The organism is Ideonella alba, from assembly GCF_018069875.1.
Taxonomy (GTDB): Bacteria; Pseudomonadota; Gammaproteobacteria; order Burkholderiales; family Burkholderiaceae_C; genus Ideonella; species Ideonella alba.
Genome location: NZ_JAGQDF010000001.1, coordinates 662,667 through 687,103 on the forward strand (window position 1 = coordinate 662,667; position 24,437 = coordinate 687,103).

19 protein-coding genes are annotated in these 24,437 nt (G+C 65.7%); 9 read left to right on the plus strand and 10 right to left on the minus strand.

The features are described 5' to 3' along the window. Positions 1-220 precede the first annotated feature (220 nt). Both KAK07_RS02860 and KAK07_RS02865 read left to right on the plus strand, forming a co-directional pair. Positions 221-1,126, plus strand: coding sequence for a hypothetical protein (locus KAK07_RS02860; RefSeq protein WP_210858985.1), 906 nt, complete (start codon positions 221-223; stop codon positions 1,124-1,126). Positions 1,127-1,237: 111 nt separating this feature from the next. Beyond that, entirely contained in the window at positions 1,238-2,365 is a 1,128-nt protein-coding gene (locus KAK07_RS02865; protein WP_210858988.1) for an alpha/beta fold hydrolase, read from the plus strand. A gap of 14 nt (positions 2,366-2,379) precedes the next feature. Here KAK07_RS02865 and KAK07_RS02870 read toward each other — a convergent pair whose 3' ends face one another. Genes KAK07_RS02870 through KAK07_RS02885 form a run of 4 tightly spaced genes read right to left on the minus strand, consistent with a single transcriptional unit; the run spans position 2,380 to position 5,254 of the window. Continuing rightward, positions 2,380-3,717 carry a DUF4407 domain-containing protein gene (locus KAK07_RS02870; RefSeq protein WP_210858989.1) on the minus strand — a complete coding sequence of 446 codons (1,338 nt, stop codon included), beginning with the start codon at positions 3,715-3,717 and terminating at the stop codon, positions 2,380-2,382. Positions 3,718-3,753: 36 nt separating this feature from the next. After that, positions 3,754-4,149, minus strand: coding sequence for a hypothetical protein (locus tag KAK07_RS02875; protein ID WP_210858992.1), 396 nt, complete (start codon positions 4,147-4,149; stop codon positions 3,754-3,756). 38 nt (positions 4,150-4,187) lie between these two features. Continuing rightward, complete coding sequence (locus KAK07_RS02880) at positions 4,188-4,805, minus strand: hypothetical protein (RefSeq protein WP_210858994.1); 618 nt, start codon at positions 4,803-4,805, stop codon at positions 4,188-4,190. A gap of 29 nt (positions 4,806-4,834) precedes the next feature. Next, positions 4,835-5,254 (minus strand): hypothetical protein, encoded by a 420-nt coding sequence (locus KAK07_RS02885; protein ID WP_210858996.1) that lies wholly within the window; start codon positions 5,252-5,254, stop codon positions 4,835-4,837. A gap of 299 nt (positions 5,255-5,553) precedes the next feature. On the opposite strand from KAK07_RS02885, the gene KAK07_RS02890 reads away from it, so the two are divergent. After that, a complete protein-coding gene (locus tag KAK07_RS02890) occupies positions 5,554-6,858 on the plus strand; it encodes a hypothetical protein (protein WP_210858998.1) in 1,305 nt (434 codons plus the stop codon). A gap of 15 nt (positions 6,859-6,873) precedes the next feature. Here the strand turns inward: KAK07_RS02890 and KAK07_RS02895 are convergent, their stop codons facing one another. The 3 genes from KAK07_RS02895 to KAK07_RS02905 are packed head-to-tail and all read right to left on the minus strand — an operon-like array spanning position 6,874 to position 10,162. After that, a complete protein-coding gene (locus tag KAK07_RS02895) occupies positions 6,874-8,079 on the minus strand; it encodes a metallophosphoesterase family protein (protein ID WP_210859000.1) in 1,206 nt (401 codons plus the stop codon). A gap of 2 nt (positions 8,080-8,081) precedes the next feature. Next, positions 8,082-8,606 (minus strand): hypothetical protein, encoded by a 525-nt coding sequence (locus KAK07_RS02900; RefSeq protein ID WP_210859002.1) that lies wholly within the window; start codon positions 8,604-8,606, stop codon positions 8,082-8,084. A 41-nt stretch (positions 8,607-8,647) separates the two neighbouring features. Further along, entirely contained in the window at positions 8,648-10,162 is a 1,515-nt protein-coding gene (locus tag KAK07_RS02905) for an SUMF1/EgtB/PvdO family nonheme iron enzyme (RefSeq protein ID WP_210859011.1), read from the minus strand. A gap of 189 nt (positions 10,163-10,351) precedes the next feature. On the opposite strand from KAK07_RS02905, the gene KAK07_RS02910 reads away from it, so the two are divergent. The 3 genes from KAK07_RS02910 to KAK07_RS02920 all read left to right on the plus strand — a co-directional run bounded on the left by KAK07_RS02910 (position 10,352) and on the right by KAK07_RS02920 (position 13,396). After that, the gene (locus KAK07_RS02910) at positions 10,352-11,152 is read left to right on the plus strand and encodes a class I SAM-dependent methyltransferase (RefSeq protein WP_210859013.1); all 801 of its coding nucleotides are present in this window, start codon (positions 10,352-10,354) and stop codon (positions 11,150-11,152) included. Between the two features lie 46 nt (positions 11,153-11,198). After that, on the plus strand, positions 11,199-12,338 hold the full coding sequence (gene trpS / locus KAK07_RS02915; protein WP_210859015.1) for a tryptophan--tRNA ligase: 1,140 nt from the start codon (positions 11,199-11,201) through the stop codon (positions 12,336-12,338). Between the two features lie 131 nt (positions 12,339-12,469). Next, the gene (locus KAK07_RS02920; RefSeq protein WP_210859017.1) at positions 12,470-13,396 is read left to right on the plus strand and encodes an alkaline phosphatase D family protein; all 927 of its coding nucleotides are present in this window, start codon (positions 12,470-12,472) and stop codon (positions 13,394-13,396) included. Positions 13,397-13,403: 7 nt separating this feature from the next. Here the strand turns inward: KAK07_RS02920 and KAK07_RS02925 are convergent, their stop codons facing one another. After that, positions 13,404-14,501, minus strand: coding sequence for a helix-turn-helix transcriptional regulator (locus KAK07_RS02925; protein ID WP_210859019.1), 1,098 nt, complete (start codon positions 14,499-14,501; stop codon positions 13,404-13,406). A 197-nt stretch (positions 14,502-14,698) separates the two neighbouring features. On the opposite strand from KAK07_RS02925, the gene KAK07_RS02930 reads away from it, so the two are divergent. Then, positions 14,699-15,334, plus strand: coding sequence for a helix-turn-helix transcriptional regulator (locus KAK07_RS02930; protein ID WP_210859021.1), 636 nt, complete (start codon positions 14,699-14,701; stop codon positions 15,332-15,334). A gap of 157 nt (positions 15,335-15,491) precedes the next feature. On the opposite strand, the gene KAK07_RS02935 is transcribed toward KAK07_RS02930, so the two are convergent. Beyond that, positions 15,492-17,201, minus strand: a complete 1,710-nt coding sequence (locus KAK07_RS02935; protein ID WP_210859023.1) for a recombinase family protein — start codon at positions 17,199-17,201, stop codon at positions 15,492-15,494. Between the two features lie 1,869 nt (positions 17,202-19,070). After that, a complete protein-coding gene (locus KAK07_RS02940; RefSeq protein WP_210859059.1) occupies positions 19,071-19,301 on the minus strand; it encodes a hypothetical protein in 231 nt (76 codons plus the stop codon). A gap of 232 nt (positions 19,302-19,533) precedes the next feature. On the opposite strand from KAK07_RS02940, the gene KAK07_RS02945 reads away from it, so the two are divergent. Beyond that, positions 19,534-20,943, plus strand: a complete 1,410-nt coding sequence (locus KAK07_RS02945; RefSeq protein ID WP_210859025.1) for a restriction endonuclease-related protein — start codon at positions 19,534-19,536, stop codon at positions 20,941-20,943. Next, on the plus strand, positions 20,936-24,436 hold the full coding sequence (locus KAK07_RS02950) for an ATP-binding protein (RefSeq protein WP_210859027.1): 3,501 nt from the start codon (positions 20,936-20,938) through the stop codon (positions 24,434-24,436). The genes KAK07_RS02945 and KAK07_RS02950 overlap by 8 nt, the downstream gene beginning before the upstream one ends. The last annotated feature ends 1 nt before the right edge of the window (position 24,437 follow it).

Sequence of the window (24,437 nt, forward strand, 5' to 3'; positions counted from 1 at the left end):
CCCAAACCGCCGGTCAGGGCGGATAGGAGGAGACACCCGGTGGCGCCGGCTGAAGTGCCTGGCGCCATGGGCACATGATCGGGCCTGCCGTTCGCCGCCGCCCGACAAAGGCCGGCAAACGCGTGGGCGCCGGCCTGCGCGGCTTCATCAGGACTGGTGATTCGCACGACGGCCTGGCAAGAGAGGATGGCGCGCGTCCCGTTCTTGCCATGGAGCCGCCATGAACCTCACCGACATCGCCCAGGGCCATGCCCCCCCGGTGGCGCTGGCCGCCATCGGCGGGCACCGCGCGCTGGCCATGGAAGTGCAGCAGCGTCTGTCGGCCGCTGGCCTGCTTGAGCCGCCGCCGGACGGGCTGTTCGGCCGCGTCTCTTTCTGGGCCTTGAACGAGGTGATGGCTCGGCTGGGCCTGAGCGACACGCTGAGCCTGGACCGCACGCTCAGCCAGGCCCTGCTCAGCCCGGATCTGGCCGCGCTGTACCCGTTGACGCCTGACGGCGGCGCCGCCAGCCGCATCGTGGCGGCGATGCAGCGCCGTGGCTGGTGGCTGACCCGCCACCCGGGCTGCGTGAACATCGTGTACGTGGAGGGGGCCGATGCGCAATTCCAGCCCAACGGCAACCGGCCCAACTGGTTCAATGACCAGCGGGTGGTCATCCAGGTGAACGCGACCGGTGTGCCGGTCATCACCGGCCAATGGGTGGGCACGACCGAGCCCGGCCGGTACTACACCGAGGTGATGCAGGCCGACCCCCGGGGCGCCGCCCGCATCGCCTTCGGGCAGTACAAGAGCTGGCGGGTGGGCATGCACCCGCAGTCCAAGCCTGACAAGGCCCATGAGGCGCTGGTGCAGGTGGACGACATCACCGTCTGCCGCGACCTGAACCAGGACTACCGCCGCGATGGCGACGCCCGCTACACCGGGCTGTTCGGCATCAACCAGCATGCTGGCTTCGACATGTCGGTGGACAACATCGGCAACGCCAGCGCGGGCTGCCTGCTGGGGCGCTCGCGACAGGGCCACCGGGAGTTCATGGCCCTGATCAAGGCCGACCCACGCTACCAGGCCGACAAGGGCTTCCGCTTCATGACGGCGGTCCTGCCGGTGGCGGATCTGCACACCTGATCCTTGAAGGGAGTGAAGCGCATGACAAGCACACGAACCTGGATGGCCGGATGGGCCGCCTGGCTGGGCGCAGCCACCTTGGCGCTGGCGCAAGCGCCCCAGCCGCTGCGCATGACGCCCGACACCTACGCGGCCTACACGCTGGGCACGGCGGATGAGGGCGCAGCCCTGAACCTGGACGAGTTGCGGGCCCGCGTGCAGGCGCTGGCGCCGCCGGAGCAAGGCGTGTTCGACGGCCAGCCCAACGCACTGCGTCCGGAAGCGCCCGCGGTGAAGATCCACTACCGCGTGTACGAGAACCCGCAGGAGACCCAGGGCGGCATCGTGATCTTCAGCGGGCGCACCGAGGGGGCGGAGCTGTACCTGGAGACGATCGCCGACCTGCTGCGCAATGGCTGGTCGGTCTACATCCATGACCACCGCGGGCAGGGCTTTTCAAGTCGGCTGCTGGCCGACCCGGAGCAGGCCAGTGCCGGCTTTGTGGACGAGTTCGGCCGCTATGTGGACGACGCGCAGACCGTCGTGAACCGCGTGGCTGCGCGGCGCCAGGGCAATCCGCGGCCGCTGTTCCTGCTGGCGCATTCGATGGGCGGGGCGATCGCCTCGCTGCTGCTGGAGCGCGGGGCCGGGCCGTTCAAGGCGGCGGTGCTGGTGACGCCGATGCATCAGCCTTGGGTGGCGGGTACCGATGCAATCTCCTGGCTCTGGCCGTTTGAAAGTCTTTGCGCTGGGTCCAGGCTCACCGTCGAAAGTGAGGTTCCATTGGTGTCGACCGCCTACATCAGTGGCGTGGACTTCGACAGGGAGGACAAGTCGTTCCGTCCAGACAGTATCACCAGCAGCCCATCGCGGCTCGCGCTGAACTGGCTCGCACGCGCCGCCCATTGCCAGGGAGAGGCCTGCGGGCACCCGGATGCCAAGGTAGGCGGGCTGACGATGCGCTGGTTGGTACAGGCCTGCGCGGGGGCACTGGAAGCCCGCGGCCCGGCGGCCCAGCGCATCTCGGTGCCGATGCTGGTGCTGCAAGGTACCCAGGACAAGGTGGTCGAGCCCGGCGCCCAGCGTGAGTTCTGCCAGAACGTGAACCAGGGCAAGGCCCGGCCCCTGTGCACGCTCAGGACCGTGGCCGACGGCCGGCACGCGCTGCTGATCGAGCGCGACGAGATACGCCGCCCGGTGCTGGGCCAGACCATGGGCTTCTTCCAGTGCGTGGCGCGCGGCGGCACAGGCTGCCCGTGACCAGCATCTGGCGCTCAGGCGGTTGATCCTGCTGCAGTCGGCCGCGCCGGCAGACCGCGCTGCCACACACTGCGCGCCAGGCGGCCCAGTCGCTGCAGCATGGACGGCGGCGGCGCGCCATGTCCATGGCAGGCTTGTCGGTAGGCAGCAGCGGCCCGTCCGAAGGCGCGGGCATCCACGCCCTGCAGCACACTGGGTCGCACCACCTGGGCCAGGGCATCGCGCAGTTCATCCAGGCTGCGCTGGCGGCCATCGGCCACGGCTTGGCGCACCAGGCGGCGCAGCTGTTGCGCCTCGGCGGCGTGCAGGTTGTCGTACACCCGGTCGGTATCGGCTTGCTGCACGCGCTCCTGGGTGGCGCGGTCGTCGCGGGCCAGCAGCTTGATCAGGAAGCTGAAGGCGTCGATCACCAGCACCGCGAGCATCAGGCCGTAGGCCGCCCAGGCCGGCACGCGGCCGGCGGCCACGGAGGCCCACAAGGCGTCGTGGCGGGCAAAGCCGGTGGTGGCGCTGGCCTGCAAGGTGTCGCGGTCGCGGCCCAGGGTCTGCTGGTGTTGCTGGCGCGCCTGCGACAGCTCCTGGCGCAGGGCCTGGTCGGCGGCCTGGGCTTGGGTCCAGACCTGGTCGGCCCGCTGGCGGTGGGCGGACAGTTCGCGCTGGGCGTCCTGGTGCAGGCGGGCGCACTGCTGGCGCTGCTCGCGCCACTGGCGCAGCGCGGTGGTGTGCTGTGGGTGCTCGGGGTCGGTGGGCAGGGCCTGCTGCAGGCGCTGGGCCTGGGCGTCGCAGGCCTGCACCTGCTGCTGCAGTTGCTGCACAGCGGCGGGCACGCGCTCGCGTTCGGTGCGGGCATCGGCCAGGGCCTGGCCCAGTTCGGCGCCGCGCTGCTGCAGGCCGGGCAGGCCCAGGCTGGCGTCCACCGCTGCGGCGTAGGCGGTCACGTCGTGTGCAGCGCTGAGCCGGGCCTGTGCCTCCACCTGGGGCTGGAAGGCCAGCAGCACCAGCTCATGGCCGGCCAGCATGGCGTTCACGCCCATCAGCAGGGCCAGCAGCGCCAGCACCAGGGCCCGCGCCAGGCCGGACATGGTCTCCAGCATGCGCAGCGCGGTGCGGTAGATCAGCGCGAACACCAGCACCACCCCGCCAGCCACCCAGACGCTGACGGCTGCCACCGGTGGAAAGTTCTGCCAGAACAGCCAGTGGCCCACCCCGATGATCGCCAGCGAGAGCAGGCACATCAGGCCCACGGCCACCGATTTGTCGCAATCGGCGGCGGTGTGCTGGCGCAGTTCGGCATGGCTGCGTCCGCCCAGGGCGGCGAGTGGCTTGCCCAGCAGGGTCCAGAAGGGGGTCATGGGGTGGGGCTCCTGTGCGTGGGGGTGGCGCGGTGCTCAGCCCTTGGTGGGCGGTGGCAGGGCAGCCAACGGCGCGGCGCCGGCACCGTCGGCCGGGACCACAGGCGGCAGTTCCGGGCTCAGGCCACCGTGCAGGCGGGTGTGCAAGCGCGCCAGCACTGGGTCCTGGGCGGCCAGCTGTCGGGCCAGTTGGGCAGCCTGCTGCAGCTCGGCATGGGCCTGCAGCACGGCCTGGGCGGCCTGGCCCTCTAGGTGGGCCTGGGGGTGGTCGGGGCGCGGCGTCGCGGGGGCTTGGCCGGTGGTCGGGCTCAGGCGCTGGGCGTCATAGGCCAGGCCGTGCAGTTGCTGCATGCGGTCGGCACGGGCCAGCAGGTCACGGGCGCGGGGTTGCAGGCGGCGCACGGCGTCGGGGTCGTCGTCTTGAGGATGCATGAGGATCTCCGGGGGATGGGGGTGGAAGGGTGGCCGCGTCAGCGCGGGTGGCCCTGGTAGGTGTGTTGCACGGTGTTCTGATAGGCGTCCATCAGGTCCGAGAAGCGCTGCTTGAGCGCTTCGTAGCCCTGCAGACGGAAGCTGGCTTCGCGGTGGAACGTGGGTTCGTCGATGACCCCGTTGACCAGCATGTCCTGCAGCTCGTCGGTCTCGGCCTTCAGGTCGTACATGACGAAGTTGCGGGCCTCGGCCTCGATGGCCTTGAGCTTGCGCATCACCATCACCTGGCTGGCCGCGGCCGATTCGGCCAGTGCCGCAATGCGGTCGGAGAAGTCCTGGCTGAAGCGCATGCGGATGATTTCCACCTCGCCCTGCAGCTTCTCGCGCATCAGCGCGGCGGCCTGCTCGGCGCGGGCGGTGGTCAGGGTGCGGTGCATGCGCTCTTCCTCGGCACGCTGGTGCCGGCGGGCGCGCCAGTTGCCCAGGCGGCCCAGGTCCATTTCACCGACCTGCTCGATCAGCGTCTGGTGCACCTGGCTGGTCGACAGTGCGTGGGGGCCTGCGGGTGGGGCCGCCGTTGGGGTGGCGGAGCGGCTGGCTGCGCCGGACTGCAGGTGGCGGCGCAGTTCTTCCATGGTCTTGAAGGGGCGTGACATCAGGATCTCCTTGGGGTCAGGGTGAGGGGTCAGTGGGCGTTGCTGGCGGTCTTCTGGTACAGCCGGCCCGCCACGAACTCGGCGCGGTAGCAGCGGCCGGGCAGATCGGCCCACTCCAGCGTCAGGCGCTGCAGGCCCAGGGTTTGGGCTTCGGTGCGGGTGATGGGGTCACCCATCAGCTGCAGCACCACGGCTTCGGTGGCACCCAGCTCCACCGCCGCCCATTTGGGCCGCAGGTCTTCCAGGCGCGGCAGGCCCAGGTCCCAGCCATGCGCCGGACTGGCGCAGGTGGCCACGGCCAGCAGCACCGAGACCAGCCCCAACAAGCCCAGTCGTCGGCCCAGCGCTGGCACCATCAGCCGCGGTGGCGTGGCGCGGCGTGCCGCGATCGGCGGCCTCTGGACAGGCGGGGGCGCGGAGGGGACGGGCGGTGGGGCGGGCGGCGACATGGCGTTTCTCCTGGCTGCGGATCGGGGTGATCCCAGGAGCGAACGCTATCGGGCGGGGTGGCTGCGGGTCGGACAAACTCCGGCAAGGAGGGAGCGGCTGTGAGCCTCGGCCCTGACGAAACAGCGATGCTGGCGATATTCCAGGCAGGCTTTGGTGCCCGCGTGTCCGCTCGAACGCAGCGGCGCTGGATCAGGTCGCAGCTGTTACAAATTAATGAACCCAGGCCGCGTGACGAACGGTGAGTTCATCCGATAGTGCTCATGTGGCGACCTTGTCGCCCGACAAAATGAGGCAGACCATGCACAAACCTGACTCCCTTCAGCAAGAGCTTCAGCGGCTGCGACAGGTGCTGCAACCGGACAGCGAGGCTTTCGAGCTGCGACAACGCTTGCACGAGCAGCATGTCACGGCATTTGCAGAACAGCTTCATCCAGCCGTTTGCCATGCACTGGTTCAGGAAGGCTCGGCCGAGGTGGCAGCCGCCTGGCTGGACGATGCCCGACGAGCGCTCACCCAGTGGGCCGGTCTGCTGGCCGAGCCCGGGCAGCCTGCACCGGCGAGGCTTCCGGCGGTTGATCGGCAGTTGCAGGAAGAACTGTCGGCGGTCTTGCTATCGGACCAGGAGGGGCCTTCTGACGACGAGGTCGATGAGCATGCGCGTGAGTTGGCGCAGTTGCTGCTGTCCAATTGGTTTTCGCTGCTGGAGCACGCGCTGCAGGATGCGAACGCGGACGCATTGGCACTCGATTTCGATGCGCTGCCCATGCGGACCCTGCCGGGTGCGGTGCTGAATGGTTGCGAGGCCTTTGCCTTGCCGCCGCGGGAGTCGGCCAAGGCGCTGCGAGAGTTCCAGCAGGGGCTGGCCAGAGCGGGTGAGGTCGTCAGCCTGTCACCCACGCTGCACCTGTTGCCTGCCAAGCACGGCTGGCACGTGGCGCGGACACGTCAGCGGGCGCAGGTGCTTCAGTTGCAGCACGCGCAAGGTCCAGCCACGGCTCGCCCCGGCCGCATCCAACTGATCCAGCAGGTATTGCGGCCATGGGCCTTGGCTCGTCCAATGGAACTCCTGGGCGCGCAGGCGGTTGCACGGTCAACGCTCACGCTGGCCGAGGAAGAACGCATCGCTGCGAATGCCGCGAGGCATGCGGTGGCGGTATTCCACGGCCACTCAGGTGTTCTGTCTGTGACCCCCATGCCGGAGTCACTGATGGAAGGGATCGCCGGACAGGTGATTGCGGACCTTGATGCCTTGGCGCTTGACCAGGAGGATGGCACGGGCGCAGCGGCTTTGGTGATCACGCCAGAGTTTCATGTGGCACTGTCTGCCGCCGACGAGGTTCAGGTTCAATGGACGGATCTGGGCAGTATGTATCGCGTGGCGTTGTATTCGGCGGGACAGGCCCTGTGCACACGAGAGCAGAAGGCGACGGTTGCCACCTGGACGCCGGTGCCCGACGACGAGCAGGCAAGGGCGCTTTTTGCCTGTGGGTACGCAGCGGCCCGTCAGGCCTTGGCTGACCCCGACAGCGACTGGATCGGACAGCAACTGTGCCAGTTGGACGGTGTTGAGCCCAGCGAGTTTGGCGATCTGCGCGCGCATTGACGCGGACGGCAGGCCTTACGGTGACGACATGACCAGTTTCGTTCCGTCGGGTTCACCTGCTTCATAACGACTGCCATCCACAGAAAGGACGGGTGTGCGCAGCATCAACAGGTGTTCCGGCTCTGCAGCGCACGCCATGAACTGCAGAATCTGAGCCTGGCAACGCACGGCATTGACTGTGGCGGGCACAAAGTCCGCAAGACTGCGGTCCTCGACGGTGTCACTGTCCTGGCTACCTCTGGCCGCACGGCGACTCTTGTTGAGCATCAATGAGCCGCCCACCAGTTGCAGTTGCGTCGGGGCCAATCCGCCTTGATGGATGGACGTCACATCTCCACTCAGACCGCTCGCCGGATGAGACAGGTGGGTGTGACCCGACAGGACAAGGTGCATCAAGGGCCCGAAGTCGGGCGGATCATTGCTGTCGTTGCGCAGTACAGCGGTCATTCGCTCGTCATTCTTCAGGCGCATTGTGGCAAGGACGCCGGCCTGCCGGACCTCATGCCGTTCCCACGGAAAGGCCAAAGGATGGTGCATCGCCAGAATTCTCAAGCCGCCAACGCCGCTTCTTGACGAGATGCGCATGCGTGCCACCAGCGCCTCGACCGCGCCTGGATCCAGCTCACCTATCGCACGCGTGTTGCCAAGGCTGTGCCGGCACACCGAGTCCAGGGCGAACAATTCAATGGCATTCTGACCGCCTGGCAAGGGCACGGACAATGGGGTTCTCAGCCAGTCCACCGGACTCCAACCATCGGTTGCAGATATCCATCGACGTTGTGCATCGATCTGGTCGGGCAGCAGAAGGGGCAGGGTGCCGGGCCAGGCATCGTGATTGCCGTAGAGCGACCGTAGCGGGCAGTTGCCAAGTGCCTGCTGCCAGAGTGACAGATACCGGGCGCCCTCCTGGAGGGACGCAGCATCACCGAACGCCGTGCGGTCCCCGGTATCGACCAGCCAGATGGGCGCGTCGCGCCAGAGTGGGTCGCGTCGTCGCCATTCCACCAGGAAGCGCCGAAACGATTCAGGTGCGGACGGGAAATGGCCTTGCGTCCCTTCATTCCAGTTGGCGACATCCCACTTCTCGACAAGGCGCTGAGCCTTGCGCGCCAGCCAGCGGCCACGCCCGGTCAGCGCGTGAGCCGGGTTGGCCGTGATGTGCTTGACATGCAGGTCCGTGACATGGACCAGTTGAAGCACGGGTTTCCAGTCCGCTTCCATCGTCACTCCTCCCGCCAATCCTGCACGTTGAACCCGTGCTTCTTGATCAGTTCTTCCTTCACCCGCTTGCGCAGGCGTCGCAATCGTTCGCGCTCGGCGCCTGAGCGCGCCCCTTCTGGCGCTGTCGACCCGCCCAGTTCATCCCCGACCAGCAGGCCTCGCTCCTCGGCTGTCAGCCCGGACAGCACGCTGACGAGCGCGCGCAGCATGCGGGCATATTGCAAGGCCTGCTGAGGGTTGGCGCCGGGTCGAAGATCGGGAATCTGGCTCAACACGTCAGGTTCATCTGCGCCATCCTGACGCGCCCAATCATGAACCTGCGCGCGGAACGCATCGGCGACGCGACGCTGAAGGATGCGAAAGCCCAGTCGCTGAAGCTCGCTGTCGCTGAAATCAGTGCGATCCTGCCGCCCGAGCCACTGCATCAGGTCAGCCGCTGCGTCGTGCGCCAGGTCTGCATGCTGTTGCGCCAGCCCGCGATGCCGAATGCGCAGCCACGCCAGCCACTGGGGCAGCAGCGCGGACACCCGGGCGTGGAGGCTGGAAGGCGTTGGGTGGGCCACGGTGCTCAGTCTCTCATGCGCACCGTCGGCGACCAAGCCATCGGCGCCACTGGCGCACCGAAGGCTGGCCCGCCCACGCCAATGCCTGGCTCCACCATTGGTGCACTGCCTTCAATACCCGGGTCCAGGGTCCTGAATGGGGTAGCACACTGCGCACCATCCGAACTCCGATGTCGCTGTGTCCTACTGGCAGTCGGACGTGACATGCGACGCGGCAACGGAGTGAACTGCGGTTGAAGCCGCCGCCGGGCAAGGCTCGGAACAGCAGAGACTCTCCATCTGGTTGTGCGGCGACAGGTCTCCCGGCTGCCTGGCGTGCCGACGCCGTGCGCCAGCAATTCCGAAATCAATTCACTGCTGCACCCCTCCCAGACGATGCCTGAGGCGTCCAGCAGACCGGTAGGCGAACCCGATTGAGGGAAAAGCCCTACCGGCGTGGGCCGGTTGCAGCGAGTTGCGTCGTGATTGAAGTCGTTAGGCGCCGGCCGCCACTGGGGCCACAGGCGGCGCCAGCCGCTCGCGTGGGGCCAGTGTCTCTGCGGGCCGAACCAAACCAGCTGTGGCCCGCGAACGGCGGCCTCCCATTCCAGCTCGGTGGGCAGGCGCACGTCAGTTGCCTCGCTGCCATCACCAGGCAGTAGTTTCTTCAGCCATGCAGCGTGGGCCAGCGCCTCGTATTGGTTGAGGCCCACCATGGGCTGCAGGGGCTGGCTGAATCGGGGGTCGTCCAGTCCGGGCGGTCGATCGTTCGGCCGGGAAGCCAGCCAGCGCTGGGCGTCGGGGCCGGCGGCCTGCCACCAGAGGGCCTGGGGGTCGGCGTAGCCCTTGGCTTGTTCGGTGAACCAGCGCCACTCGGCCACGGTGACCAGGCATGCGGCGGCGGCCAGCGGCGCCAAATCGTGGCGCCATGCCGGCCGTTCATCGGCAAAGCCGCGCCAGCAACTGCCGATGCGCACGGCCAGCCTGGCCACCCCCGGCCGACCGATGGGCCGCCACAAGGCGGGCTGCAGGCCCGGGCCCTGCTGCGCGCCCTGCAGGGGCAGGGCGCGGAAGCGCAGGGTGTCGCTCAGTTGGCCCAGCATGTCGGCGGCTAGCCAGCGCTCGGCTTCGCTCAGCTCGTCATGGGCAGCGGCGGCCTGGTGCAGCCAGGTCATGCGGCACTGGGCCACCAGCCGGTCTGGCGCGGTCGGGCTGGTGGGCAGTGAAAGCGTGTCGGCGTGGGCGGGGCGGGTGCGGCCGGCGAGGATGGCCACGGCGGCCTCACGCGCCAGGTGCTCGGGGGGCTCGTGCAGCGGGTCCAGCGGTGCGAGCGACTGGTAGAGCAGGGACAGCCGCGGCACCTCGCTGGGGAGCCGCTTCAGACGACCAGGGTCCGCCGGCTCAGGCGTGCGGCAGCACAGGCTCAGCCAGTACGGGCGCGCGGCGCCGTAGCGACCAACCAGATGGGCGACCCAGGCTTCCCGGGACCAGTCGCCGAGCGGCTCGTCCAGTGTCTGTTGCAGTTCTTCGCGTGCAGGCATGTCAGATCTGCTGCGGCCCGCCACTGGCCGGCGCCCGTCAGCGGCCACCCCTCCAGGCCGATGTTGCCTCAAACCTGCGGATTGCCGGCATTTGTCGTGGTTCAGGTGCGCATCAGGAAGACAGTCAAGCCACGCCGAAGCACGGTGCATCGGCGGCCCACTCGTCCAAGCCTTGAACTGGAGATTGCGATGAACCTCAGCACGGTGGCCACCGCCGACACGGCGGTCAAGGATTCTTACGGTACGGCGACATGTATCAGCAGCGAAGAGCGCCAGCGCATGAACGTGCAGTTCGCGCTGCACACGCTGCCGCTGCTGGGCCGGGCGCTGCAGACGCTGGGCGGCCCGTCGGGGCTGCGGGTGACCGATGTGGGTTCGGGCTACGGCGCATCGGTCGCGGCCTTTGAAGCACCCCACGGCCTGCCGCGACAACTGAGCCTGATGGACTGCAACGCCAGCTTGCTGGCACATGCGCAGGCGCGAGCCAAGCAGATCGGAGTGGTCGCGCGCACCTACCTGGGCGCGGTTGATGCGACGCCGATGCCGCCCGAGCTGCAGCCGCAGGATCTGGTGCTGTGCTCGTTCACGGCGACTCACCTGCACGATCTGGGAGCGGGTCTGCGGCACATGGTCCGTGCGCTGCGGCCGGGCGGTTTGCTGGTGCTGACCGACGTGGACTACTGCGCTAGCCTGGCCGGCGACAGCGAGGCCGCGCAGGACTGCCTTTGGTGGGTGCAGCAGAAGCTGGTGGTGCGTGACCTGAGCAGCGCCCTTCCAAGACTGGCCCTGCAACACGGCCTGCGGCCGGTTCCGGGCATCGAATGCAGCGACACCTTGCACACCTACACCGGCGAGGCGGCCAGGCAGTTGGCATTGGGCTTTGTGCGCCACTTCCATGCCGATGACCCTGCCAAGGCGGCATGGCGCCGCATCGGCCCGGAGGCGACTGTGGTGCTGCGCCGCATGGCCCACCTCTACCGCCGTGCCTGAACTGTGAACAGCGGTTTCCCTTTCTGACCTGACACCGGAGATTGACATGACGACCTCTTCGACCCCCCAGAAAGCGACTGCGGCCGGTGCGCCGTCTGGCGACCTCCCGCCCTACGTGCTGACGGAGCTGACGCATGGCATGCGCGTGCTATCAGGTGTGCAGCCCAGCGGCCGCCCCCACCTGGGCAATTACCTGGGTGCGATCCGCCTGTTCCTGGACCTGCAGGCCCGGAACCAGAGCCTGATCTTCGTGGCGGACCTGCACGCCATGACCACCGTGCGCGATGGCGCCGCGCTGCGGCGCGACAGCCTGGAGCTGGCGCTGGACTACCTGGCCCTGGGCATGGACCCGGCGCGCACCACGCTCTACCGCCAGAGCGACCTGCCGGTGGTGACTCTGCTGGCCTGGGTGCTGCAGTGCGTGACGCCTGCCGGTGACCTGCTGCGTTGCGTGAGCTACAAGGACAAGGTGGACAAGGGCCTGGCGGCCAGCGCGGGCCTGTTGTGCTACCCGGTGCTGCAGGCCGCTGACATCCTGCTGCAGAACGCCGAGGTGGTGCCGGTGGGGGCGGACCAGTTCCAGCACATCGAGTTGGCCCGGCGCACGGCGTCCCGGTTCAATGAGGCCTACGGCGAGGCCGTGTTTCGCGAGCCACTGGCCCTGGTGAGCGCCACGCCCACAGTGCCCGGCCTGGACGGGCAGGGCAAGATGAGCAAGTCCTATGGCAACACCCTGCCGATCTTTGCCGAGCGCGCGCAGTTCAAGGCCCTGGTGGCCGGCATCCCCACCGACAGCCTGCCGATCAGCGCGCCGCGCGACCCTGGCGCCTGCAACGTTTTCCGGATGCTGAGCCTTCTGGCGCAGCCCGAGGAACTGGCCGAGATCGAGGCAACCTACCGCCGCGGTGGTGTGCGGCATGGCCTGCTCAAGGGGCGACTGGTGGATCTGCTGGTAGAGCGCTTCGGCCCGGCCCTGGAGCGCCGTCAGATGCTTGCCCGTCGGCCCGACGACGTGGAGGATGTGCTGATCGCCGGCGCCCACCGGGCAAGCCAGCTGGCCCGCCCCACGCTGGAGCGGGTGTTCGACCTGGTGGGCTTGCACGAGGGGCACCTGGGGCCGCGACCGCTGCCCGCAGTGCCCGTGGTGCCGTCGGCCTTTTCGGTGCGCCAGGGCTGGGGCAGCTGAGGGCAGCTCGGTCGCTGGCGAGCTAGGGTGGCGATCTCCGCAATCCAGATGAAGCGCAACGCAGGATGGGCGGATAGCATCGGGCGGGTTGTCCGCCCGATGTTTTTCTTTGCACACCTCCGGAGTCTGTGATGGGAGCCACCAAGATCGCTTTCGTTTCTTGCGCCTATGCCACTTACCGGCGAGACCAGCCGGCTTGGGCACAAATTCTGGAGGCCCAGCCCGACCTGTTGCTGATGCTGGGCGACAACGCCTACATGAGCTGGGATGGCACAGACTGGCTGTTTGACAAGTTGGAAGACTGCTATGTGGATCAGTTCAAGGTGCCCACGTTTCGCCGTCTGATCGATTCGGTGCCCACGCTGGCAGTTTGGGACGACCATGACTGCGGCCCCAACGACACCTACGGTGCCGAGGCGCCGCCAGACTACCTGGCCACCACTCGGGAGAAGTTCGATCGCTGGATGGGCTTTGCCCGCAACAACAACCGACCGCACATGTACTGCAGCTACAGGGATATTCCGAATGTCCAGGTGCTGATGCTGGATGGGCGGACCTACCGCACGCGCCCTGACAAATGGAAGCCGGTGTTGTTCGGGCAGGCCCAGGAGCAATGGTTGGCTGAGCAGCTTGACCCGACCCTTTACCGTCAGCCAGCCATCACCATCGTTGCGACGGGTTCCGCGTTCAGTGAGGGCGATTCGGTGAGCAAGTACCCGGCTGAGGCGAAGCGCTTGCGAGAGTTGCTGGCTTTTCGCGAAGGCGACGCAGCCGACTCTGGTCGCCGCGCGCTATTTCTGGGCGGCGATATTCACCGCAATCACTTCTTCACGCACCCAGAGGGCTTCCACGAGCTCATTTCCTCTGGAGTGGCCTGCTTCAAGCCACGCACCTACGTCGAGTCGGAATTCGTCGAGTCACGTTACTCGGACAATTGGGGCCTCATCACTCTGGACGAGTCACAGGTTCGGGTCGAGTTCTTCGCAAACGCTCATACGCAGGGCAATCCTAAGGCGCAGGTCATCGACATTGCGACGTGGAAGGCGACACCAGCGTAGTCAGTAGTCAGGTCTTCACATGCTGCCGAGTGTTGATCAGATTGACCAACTCAATCACCGAATGCACATCCAGCTTGGCGTAGATCTTCCGCACGTGGTCCACCACCGTGGCGGTTGACACGCCCAGCTGATCGGCCGCCTCGGTCTGTGAGTGACCGGCATGCAGCAGCAGGCAGACCTCCTGCTGCGCGGGCGTCAGCTCGAACGAGGCCACGGCGCGTCGGGCGGCGACGATATTGGGCTCGCGGTGGCTGATGGTGACGTGCAGCTGCGCTCCGGCATCGGCTTGCGCGCCTCGCAGGCCGCAGCCATCGAAGACGAACTGGCCCCAGGCGTTCTGCACCTGGAGTGAGCAGCTCTGGAAGGCGTCGCGCTGCGATAACCATTGGCGGCACAGTGTGGCCAGGACCGGAAAGCTCTCGGCTGTGGGGGCCGCTGCGGCGCGCTCGGGCGTGACATCGCCATGGGCCAGCAGCAGCAGCCGGTGGGCATTGGCCGACAACTGGGTGACCTGGCCGTGGGTGCCCAGGCAGACGAAGGCCAGGCCGGACGGGCTGGGGGTGAACGGTGCGGGCGCGGACTTTGAGGTCGTTGCGGTCAGCCCGCGCGCCACGTAGGGGGCGATGCGTTCCAGCAGCCGCTCATCCGCTTGGGTGAAGCGGCGGTCACCTGGTCCGCGGTACAGCACCAGCGATCCCAGTGGTGTGCCATTGCCTGCGCGCACGATGGTCTCGATGCGGGTCTTCAGGCGCTGCGGCCGCCAGATCTCGTTGTACAGCGCCGACTCGTAGAAGGCCGGTTGGTCCAGCTGTTCGGCCGACTGCACCGAGGCCTTGCCGGTGATGGTGTCGCGAAAGGCAGGCATCACCTCCAGCTCGCGGCGGTTGTGGAACTCCTCGAAGTAGTGCTTGGCCACCTCGTGGTCGATGGGCCCCTCGAAGAAGTAGCGCACCAGGCGGCCGTCCGGGTCGGTCCAGTCGAACAAGTTGCGGTAGGACGGGATGACGCCGTGCAGCGCCTCCAGCACGGCCGAAATGAAGCCCTCCGGCGGCAGGCCGGCAGCGGCCAGCGATCGGATCTGGCTGACTTTGGACGTGTTCTTCACGGCTCTAGCTTCGCATGCCATCCCGGGCGCATTCGCCCCCTGGCTGGGGGGTGATTGTGCGGGCCAGGACGTTCACAGTGCACCCCCAGGACGATGCTGTGCGGGCGCCTGCCCGACGCAGTGGTTGGGCGTCCGCCAGGCTGTGAATCCGTCGCCTCACGAACGGAAAGCGGCCGAACGCACCGCAGGAGAGGACCATGAACACTGAAAGCTTGACCCTGACGCAGGCCGTGCCTGCCATGCTGGACGGCAGCGCGCCCGGCGGCGTGCTGATGAACGCGATGATCAACCAGATCGGTTGTGGCCTGCTGGCCTGCGACCGCGACGGGCGCTTGCTGTTCGCCAACCGGACCGCGCAGCGCGAGCTGGAGGCGGGGAGGGTGCTGGCGTTGCGCGACCAATGGGTGCGAGGCACCGATGCGGGCCACGCCGAGTTCCAGATGGCGTTGCGTGAAGCCGCCGATCGCCAACGGGCGCGTCTGCTGCAACTGGGCGACGAGGGGGAGCGGACGATGCTGGCGGTCACACCGATCTGGGAGCCCTCTTTGAACCACCGAGTGGCTCTGGTGATGATTGGCCAGCGGCTGCCCGGCTCGGCCCTGGCGCTGCAGATGCTGGCGCTGCGCCAGGGCCTGACCCAGACCGAAACCCGGGTGTTGGCGGCACTGCTGGCCAACCAGAAGGCCAGCGAAATCGCGCAGTCCCACGGTGTGGGGCTGGCCACGGTGCGCACCCAGATCCAGTCGGTGCGCAACAAGTTCGGGGTGCGCAGCATCGACGCCTTGCTGCTGCAAGTCGCGGCGCTGCCGCCGATCACCACGGCGGTGCACTGAGCGGACCGCTCAACGGCTGCTCAGGGATGAATACTGTGACCTGTATGGGGAGTTTCGGGGGACTGACCCCGCCAAAACAGACCCAACCAGCGCAAAATGGGGAGTGAGTGGCTCAGAAAAGTCCAATGAAATCAACGGCTTAAGTTCGAAATCTCACCTACGAACCAAGGGGTCGTGGGTTCGAATCCTGCCAGCCGCGCCAATTTGATCCGTGCCTGGGCACCACCAAACCGGGGGTGCCCGGGCGCCACCCGGAGACCGCCACCGCCATGTCAGCATGGCTTCCTTTGGCTGTGGCTCCCGCCGGGCTGATGCGGATTTCCGAGACGAGTGCGCTGAGGTATGGCTTTGCGTACTTGCTCCCCGGAACCATGATCTCCGAGCGAATGGTGCCCGCGAAGCCGTCAATCTGGCTCTTGCCGAACTTCTTCAGCGGAACCTGACGCCGCTTCCCGATCTCGGCCAGCTCCGCTGACATGTGCGCCATCTGCTTCTGCGCGGAGGTCAGGCGGTCTCGCAGCGAGTCAAGCATCTCGAGCTTGCCGGACTCGACCAGCTCGTACCACGTGTTGATCTGCTCTGTCGCCCGCGCCAGCTGGCGCTGGAGGAGCTTCTCTCGCTCCCTATCGGGGGCCTGCATCGCCGCGATGTCGGTGCGAAGTTGCTCCAGCATGCCTTCGATGCGCTCCGGCTGAAGGACCTGGTCCGCGACGACTTGCAGCACAACAGCATCGAGCTCTTCCCGCGGCACGTTGGGCATGTCGCAGAGGTCTGACCCCTTGTACACCCGCGTCCCGCAGCGGTAGTAGTCGTAGGCCCCGCCTTTACCGGAGACCAAGACGAGGCCTGCGCCGCAATGCGCACACTTCGCCAACCCGGTCAGCAAGGTCTTCGAGGCCGCCTTACGGAACTCGGTCGACCCCTTGTTCGGTGCGCGATCCGCACGGAGAGCGGCGGCCTTCTCGACGTCTTCCTTGGTGACGATGGCGGGAACCTTGGTGATGACCCATTCATCATCCTCACGAAACTCTCCCGTTCTGGAGTCGCGGCGGTTGAAGACATAGTCTCCGCAATACGTCGTTGAGTTGACGATCTGGGCGATCATGTTTTTGCGCCACGACTTTCCGCGGTGGGTCACACCTGTGTCGTTGAGATGCGACGCGATCTTCTTGATGCCCCAAGGGACGCCGGTGTCTCCTGCAATGGACCACTTGAAGATGTTGCGAACGACCTCGGCCTCCTCCTTGTGGGGCTCAAGCTTTCGCTTGAGACCATTCCGCCCTTTCACATCGGTTTCAACCGCCATGTATCCGAACGGCGGCTTCGACCCGTTGAAGAACCCCTGGCGCGCGTTCTCGACCATGGAGCGGCGGACGTTCTTCCCGTTTTCTCTAGACGTGTACTCGTCGAACGAGGACAGGATCTGTCGGACCATCTGACCGGCTTCGTCGTCGGCAGTGGGCTGCGTGATGCTGATCAGCTTGACGTTGTGGCGACGGAGCTGCCGCTCGTACATCCCGAATGCGATGGCGTCCCGGTAGAACCTGGACTGCGAGAAGACCACGATCGCCTCGAACGGGTGTGCGGCGGATGTCGCGTCTGCGATCATCCGCCGGAACTCGGGGCGTCGATCATCGGTCGCCGTTAGGCCGGCGTCGATGTATGTCTCCACGACCTGGTGTCCGCCAGACGCTGCCCATGCTTGCATCTGATCGACCTGCCCGTCTAGAGATACCCCTTCTTCGGCCTGCCGACCTGTGGACACACGCACGTAAAACGCTACCAACATAAAGAAATCTCCTTTCGAGATGAAATGGTTCGATCGATGTTGACGAACCTCTTGGTGCCCGGCGTCGCTGTCAGTCACGCCGCCTGGGTGTCTTCTTCGTGCTCCTGATGACGGGAGCACGCTTTCGCCGGTTGCCACGAGCCACGCGGCTCTCTGTCGAGCCCGTCAGCGAAGGCGCGACGAGGTCCCCTACGGACTGGTCTTGGCGACCTCGATCGGGGATGAGCAACGTATGGCGGCTTGGGCCCCAGAATGGTGAAGGTTCGTACAGGTCGTTGAGTCTTCCGCTGGCGGCATGGGCGTCAGTGGTGATTCGACAGACGTGGAGGCAGTAACCGTACGGGCCCAAAGCGAGCCGACGCAGGGGCGTAGCGACCGCAGTTCCTGCTCTCCAGGCTGGCTGGAGGTAGCTTCGGCGCGTAGCCGAATCTCTGCGGAGTAGCGGCTGCCGCTGATGTGCAAGGTGGTCACGATCAAGAATTGACAAGAACGGTTGGGGGCGGAAGACTCGCACCCGAACGCCCCGATTACCCTGTCAAGCACTGCGTGCGCAGTGCGTGCCGGACCCATGACGCTAGACGCCAGAGCGACTTCTGAGGTTCTGCCGTGCAGCGGCCCAAAGGCCGAGCCGGCTATCAAACTGGCGCTTGCGCATCTCGCGCATTGGGCAAAGCAGGAAGGCTTGTCCTTGGAGGCCCAGGGCGGTGCCTCGCTACCTCCTGACGCCTTGCTCTGGAAGGAACTGCTGCAGCAGAGCCTAGCCGGGATCCACCTCCACACGGTGCCGACGGTGCCCCGCGGCGACCTTGCCGCGCCGACCGGACTGAAGCTGGGTGAGCGCCGTTATCTTCAGTTTCAGCGCTGGTTTGAACGGGAAATCCTGACGGACCTATCGAGGTATGCGCGGGAGCGAGGCGGGGTCCCGATTCGGGCTCACAGGGTGAGCGACCGAAAAGGAGGTGACGCCTCAATCAGCGACGCGATGTACTTCTTGACATTCGCCCCGTTTGTCAGTGCAAGCAAGCGGGCAAAGACGGCGCCGTTGATTTCGGGCGGGAACGTTCAGGCAGGTGCGCGCCAGGCAGGCACGAGCTATCCGCAGCTCGAGCAGCTGAGTCAGCAAGACCGTACGCAGACCCCTACATCCTCAGGTGGTACAGCCGAAGACCCAACAGCGGGGTCAAAGTCCCGCAGGGAGTCGGCCGCAAGACCAGCATCTGCGGCCAAAGATGCTGCTACGAGTTCCTGCCCACCGAACTTGCCGGCAAGCACGGAACATGCGACGGGCGTGGCGCCTCACCCAACCGACCAGCCCACCACTGAGCAGTCTTCACGCTCGGAAGGTAAGGAGGTCTCAGCGGCCGTCAATCCAAGCACGGTGTGTCCAGATCCGGCGACAAAGCGGCACAGCCGCCCACCTTCGCCGGGGACTACTGAGCCGAAGTCAGTTTGCCCGCCTGGTGCTCTCACTCCACCAAGTTTGATAGATGTCGCCCTTGCCTACGCGCTGACCCGCTGTCGATCGCGTGGCGGTCACGGCAACTGGACCGTGGCTGCAGTCCTGTTCGCGATCGCTGTTTCTCTCGTTGGCGTCGAGCCGCGACAGGATGTGATCGGCTCCAGCCTGGTGACCCTTATCACGTCAGTCTCGGATGTTTTGGCCGGTCGTTGGCACGTCGTCTTCTGATTGAGCTAGCTGTCAACTGTTGACAAGTTTCTCGAGGAACCGAGAGGCGCGAGACCTGCGGTTTGAGGTTGATGCCGTGGTTCAATCGAACTGAAACGCCCCGCCGATAGTGCTTCGGAGCGGCACGTAGGTGTCGCCCGAGGCCGATCCACCCTGCGACCGTCACCACTCGCGGAGGTGCTCAATCGGCCAGACGTAGCACTCCTCGGAGCCCTGCGCCTTCAACTGCTTGTGCAGCGCCCGAACCGTCTGCCTCTCTTCTACGGCTGCAGCGCATCCGCCAACAGTGCCTGCTGCACCGTCTCGACGGACGGCGTCAGCCAGAGTTGGATGAGGTTGGCTGACAGGCTGTACTTCTTCTGCGCGTCGCGCCGGCCAAGTCCGCCGGAGCGGATCTCCTGGCACAGCTGCAGCTTGAACTGCGCAGAGTGCCGACGGTAGGGACTCGTGATGGCATGGACCTTCTCCTTCTGAAGGCCCTGCCAGCGCATCGGTCCGGCGAGCCCCGCCTGTCTATTCTCAGGGGTTCACTCCACACAGGCCTCGGAAGTGGGTCAGGTTTCAGTGGGCGCACCAGAGCGCATGGTCGGGATCGGACTCTTGAGAATGCCGGTTGACATGGAGTTCGACATGTTTTATGGTACGCAGCGCGTACCATATTTGGCGTACTTCTTCGACATGGCACGCATTGCGTATTCTCTTGTGGCTTAGATTTCATCAACCATGTCCGGATCCGCCCCTCTTCCAGCTGCCGACCTAGACCAGAAGGCGTTCTTGGTAGCAGCCAAGCGAGCGCTGTCCATTGGTGTGCCAAAGCTGACCTGGGATCAGTTCGCGCTGCGTGTCGGCGTCGAGCCGCGCGCGATGAAGACGTATCGCATGCCGGCCGAGTCCAGCGACTTCCGGACGATGCCCAAGCTCGTCATCGAAAAGGTTGAGGCACTGGTAAGAAGCGCCTCTGCGGCCGGCGTGAGCGAGACACTCGTGACGTTGCCATCCGAGGCAGATGCGAGCACATGGCGCCGCGGCCCCGATGCGATGAAGCTACTGCCAGCAAGCTTGGCCGCGCTGACTACTCGGCAGGCACGCCAAGTGTTCATGGGCGGTGGTGCCTCCATGATCTCCGGTGTTGACCGGCTTTGGACCGGGGTATCCGGCCTGAGTGACGAGGACCGTCGCGCGATGGCCCTGGTATCGAGAGCCCGACTCTCGCTTGGACTCAGCGACATCGGCGCCGAGATTCATGAACTGCTCGCGTATTGCACAAAGCCGCTCGGCGTCTGGCTGCCGATCCCCGCAGTCAAAGAAGCAGGCTTGTCTTCCGTCTACCTGATCGATCCGGAAGACCGCATGCCGACGCTTGAGGCGGAGGAGCTCGCTGCCGGCTTCAGCGGAGCGACGGGCTTGCTTGAAGAGCAGGTCTTCGCTGCGTTCCAAGACAGCTTGTCAAAGCATTCGAGCAAGGATGCTGACGAGTACTACAGCCAAGTTCGGACGTTCGTTGTGCGCAACCCGGTCGTCAACCGCAAGCAGCTGCTGCGGTTTGTGACCACGCTGCCTGCTGCCGTATGGGTGTGCGTCGAGCAACAGTTCTACGAGCCGCTGCCCAGCAGCTTGCTCACCGGGGAGACGGCCACTCTCTGCGCCCACTGCAGCAACGTCATGGCCAAACACGCTGGCGCACTTCGCTGTACGACGGCTGCGTGCTGTGCCGAGCACGGTCCTAGTCCAGGCCGAACGCAACCAGCGTCCGAACTTATGCGGCTCAACAGGTCGCTGCGCAAGTACTGGTTCGAGCCCGGTATCGATGAGCTGCGACTGGCCGACCGTCTTGCAGCCAACGGCCACAAAGTACGCATGTACCCAAACCGCGACGCGGTGGACCTGGACCTGGGCGATGGCAGGCCCGTTGGCATCGACCTCAAAGCCTACAGCAGTCCCGAGCTTCTCGGAGAACGTCTGCGTCGCCGGCCCGGTGGGCTGCGCACCTACAAGAAGCCTCTCCTCGTCATCCCCGACTGGCTGGCCCGACGCGTGCCCAGCTACATAGACCGAGTCAGTGCCTGTCTCGAAGGCTCTCCCATCCGGGCCTTGACCCTTTCGGACGCAGTCGCGGAGCTTGGCCATGCGTGAACGCCTGCAGCCCTATCGCGGCGCCAACGCGCTCAACTACCTGTGTTTGCTTGCTACCGAGCTTCTGGGCAGCAACCATTTGCGTGACCTTCCGGCACTCATGACCGGCTTTGACTCCGTCATGAGAACACTGCCGGCCAACGTTGTAACGGCGATTCAGAACTTGCGAATCGCGGGGCACGCACCTTGGAGCCAACGCGAGCTGCGGCTGATGGTGGACCAGTACAACGAGACGCACCGACGGTTGGAGCAGCGTCGTCGGTCGATGACGCGCCCCAAAGCCTGGGACGACGACCCGGAGCCCACAGACTCGTCAGGAGCGTACGTCAGCTCCTCACCGCCCTCTGGCGGCGACGAAGAGGAGGTCAGCAGCAAGCGCTTTGAGGTTGACGCTCAGCTGAACGTGCGCCCGGTGTGGACGTCGATCATGCCTGACGACGTGCGGGATGCGCTGGCATCACTGACGTCACCGCTCTCGCTGCGTCGTAGGCCGCCCCGCAGGCGGCATGACCCCACGCTGCCGGCAAGGGTTGTCGACGAGCGACACAACTTCGAAACCGCCATTGAGCCCCTTGGATTCACGCCACCTGAACCTCCGATTCTTGACATCGCGCGTCACGGACGAGCGCCAGGCTTGGTGCGTTGGTCGGACTTGGTTGCAGTCGCAGACCGCTTCGACAGGATCGATGAGCTCGCCGGAAGACAGCAACGCGGAGAGCGCAGCTGGTATCGCAGGCTGCACACTGCATCCGGGGAGCGAACCGCTGTTCTCAGCGAAGCGACCGTCGACGGGCTCGCTGAGTGCGATGTCATGGAACTCAGCGGCGTCAAGCATCTCATCGGCTTGCCCGGAGCAGGCAAGACAACGCTCCTGTACCTCCTCGCCGCTTGGGCAAGCGAGCGGGACTACCAGGTGTGCTTTTTGTTCCCCTCCATCGAGGTAGCCACAGGCTTTGTCGAGCGCCTTGCCCTGTACGAGGTTCGCTCCGCACTCCTCTTCGGCCAAAGTGATCGGGCGCGCTCCAAGCACGTGGCCAGCTTCGCGGCAGCGCTCTCACAAGACAACCGCGGCTACGCGGCAACCCGTTCAGCCGCGCCGTTCTTCGCAACCAACTGCAGCCTCGCTGCCTTCGCAGGAGACGAAGAGACGGCGTTTCCGCACGCCCATCCCCCCTGTCAGCTTATTCACCAGAGTCCCGCCGGCGCAAAGGCTGGCAAGGGGCCGGTAGCTCATCAGTGTGCGCTGGCGTCTGTCTGCGGGCGTCAAGAGGCTGAACGCTCCCTGGTCAACGCCAACGTTTGGGCCGGGCACATTCTGTCTACAGACCGTGAGGTGTCGCCCCTCTTCAGCGACGTACAGCTGCGGCACTTTGAATATCTTGCTCGGACCTTCGATTTGGTAGTGGTCGATGAGTGCGACGGCGCTCAGGCCAACATGGACGGCCGCGGCACACCACTAATGAAGCTTTCGGGCGACGCCGACTCCGTCTGGAATCGGCTACTGCTTGACCTCCATGCCCCGGCTGCGCAGGGGCGAAACGCGTTCATTGGCGGAGCGTCCATCGCCACCATCATGGCGATGTCGGGACGATTTGGGCAAGCCGCGGAGCGACTGACTGCGGCCATTGTGAAGTCGCCTAAGGAGTTTCGCGACGAGTACGCTCGCAAGCTCCTGACCGGCCTATCCCTCATCGCAGACATGTTCCCACTGAGCCGCGGCGGGTCGGGCTTTGAGGATGACGAAGAGGCACAAGCGCATCTCGACGCGCGCCAGGCGCTCGAGCGAGTTTGGGACTTCGCAGCCAAGCGCGTCGCCTTCCGTGAAGGCGGAGAAGCTCTTCGCCACCTCAACCAGCTTCAGCGTGAAGACGAGGGTGGCGCAGAAGCTGACCAAGAAGCGTCCACGGCTTACGGACTTGGCGACAGCGAGGTCTTGAAGCTCGCGGAGCTTGCGCGTGTCACGCCTGATGTCGTTCGCGAGTACGCGAAAGAGGTCCTCGACGCTCTAGATACCTGGGATCGGGAAGGCACCGACGAGTACCTGAATGCGTTGGCGCGCGTCCTCCTGCGTGCGCCGGGCTTGGCGCCGGCCAAGGAGCCCAAGTTCTTTGTCGAGCACGTCAGGCTGCTGGCCAACGTCACCCTGCTGGTACTGCAGCACTTCGGCCTCAGCCCGCACCTGCGCTTGCTCAACGGCCAAGGCATTCTTGGTGACGAAGTCTTCGAGTCCCGTCCGTCCAAGGAGCTTCTGGGACTTGTGCCCGAGTCCTTGGCTGGGCGGCTTAGCGGTGTTCGGTACACGGTAGGCGACGAAGGCGACGTGGACATTGCCCATGTCGGCTTTGTCGGAACGCCTCGCATGCTGATGCACCGATTGGCGCAACTAGGCTTGGACACTGGGGGCACAGGCCCCGCTGTGCTGTTGACAAGTGCGACATCCCTGCTGCACGACAGCCCCAGTTACCACATCAACGTCGGTCCTCACTACGTCCTTCGGCGCCCAAACGCGGGGGCAGGCTGGGCGGAGTCCCGCTACCACTTCCTGCCTTTGAAGGATCCTCACGACGATAGACAGCGACTGTTCTTCAGTGGCTCCCGCTTGGCGAGGCGCGAGTTTGTCCTCAAGGCCATGGCGACAGAGCTACTCGACGGCGGGCGGGCTAGTAAGGTAGAGGCGGCCATCGCGCAAAACGACATCGTCGGTGGCTTTGGCCGCAAGGCCGCTTTTGTGGTCAACAGCTACGAGCAGTGCGAGCTGCTCTACGAGCACATCCGGCAGCAGTTTCCGGCCTGGCGCGAACGCGTGCGTTACCTCGTTCGAGGCGGCGCACTCGCCGCTGCCTCCAAGCATGGCATCACAGCTTCCGAAGTCGAGAGGCTTGGCGACAACGCCGATTGGGAGTTATTCATCTTCCCAATGAGCGCAATCGGTCGGGGTGTCAACATCGTCTACAAGTTTGGTCCCCGCGCGGACAAGGCGATGATCGGGTCCTTGTACTTCCTCACAAGGCCTCACCCCAGGAGCGACAGCCTGGGCTTCCTGCAAGGAGTGGTGGGAGCTGCATCCGAAGATTTCGACCAGGCAAGTTACGGATCGCCAGAAGCCGCCCTTGCCGCAATGCGGGCAAAGCGCGCAGACGTCTCTCACAAGGTCGGTGCCCTCTTGCGGTTGCCCCAAGCGTCTCGGGCGCTCGGTGAGTTCGCACGCCCCTTCGTAGCCGACCAGATGATCATGATTCTGCAGACTATCGGGAGGGCGATGCGAGGCGACTGTCCGGCCTTCGTCTACTTTGTGGACGCAGCCTGGGCTCCAAAATCAGCGGTCGGTCTGCCCGATACGCCCCGCACGTCGATGCTCCTCATGATGCGGCGAATCCTCGACGACTGCTTGAACCACCCAGATGCCGCGTTGCGTGACTGTTACGATAATTTGTACCGTTCCTTCTGCGAGCCGCTTTCGAACATCAGCGGGTTGCATATAGAAGGTACTTGAA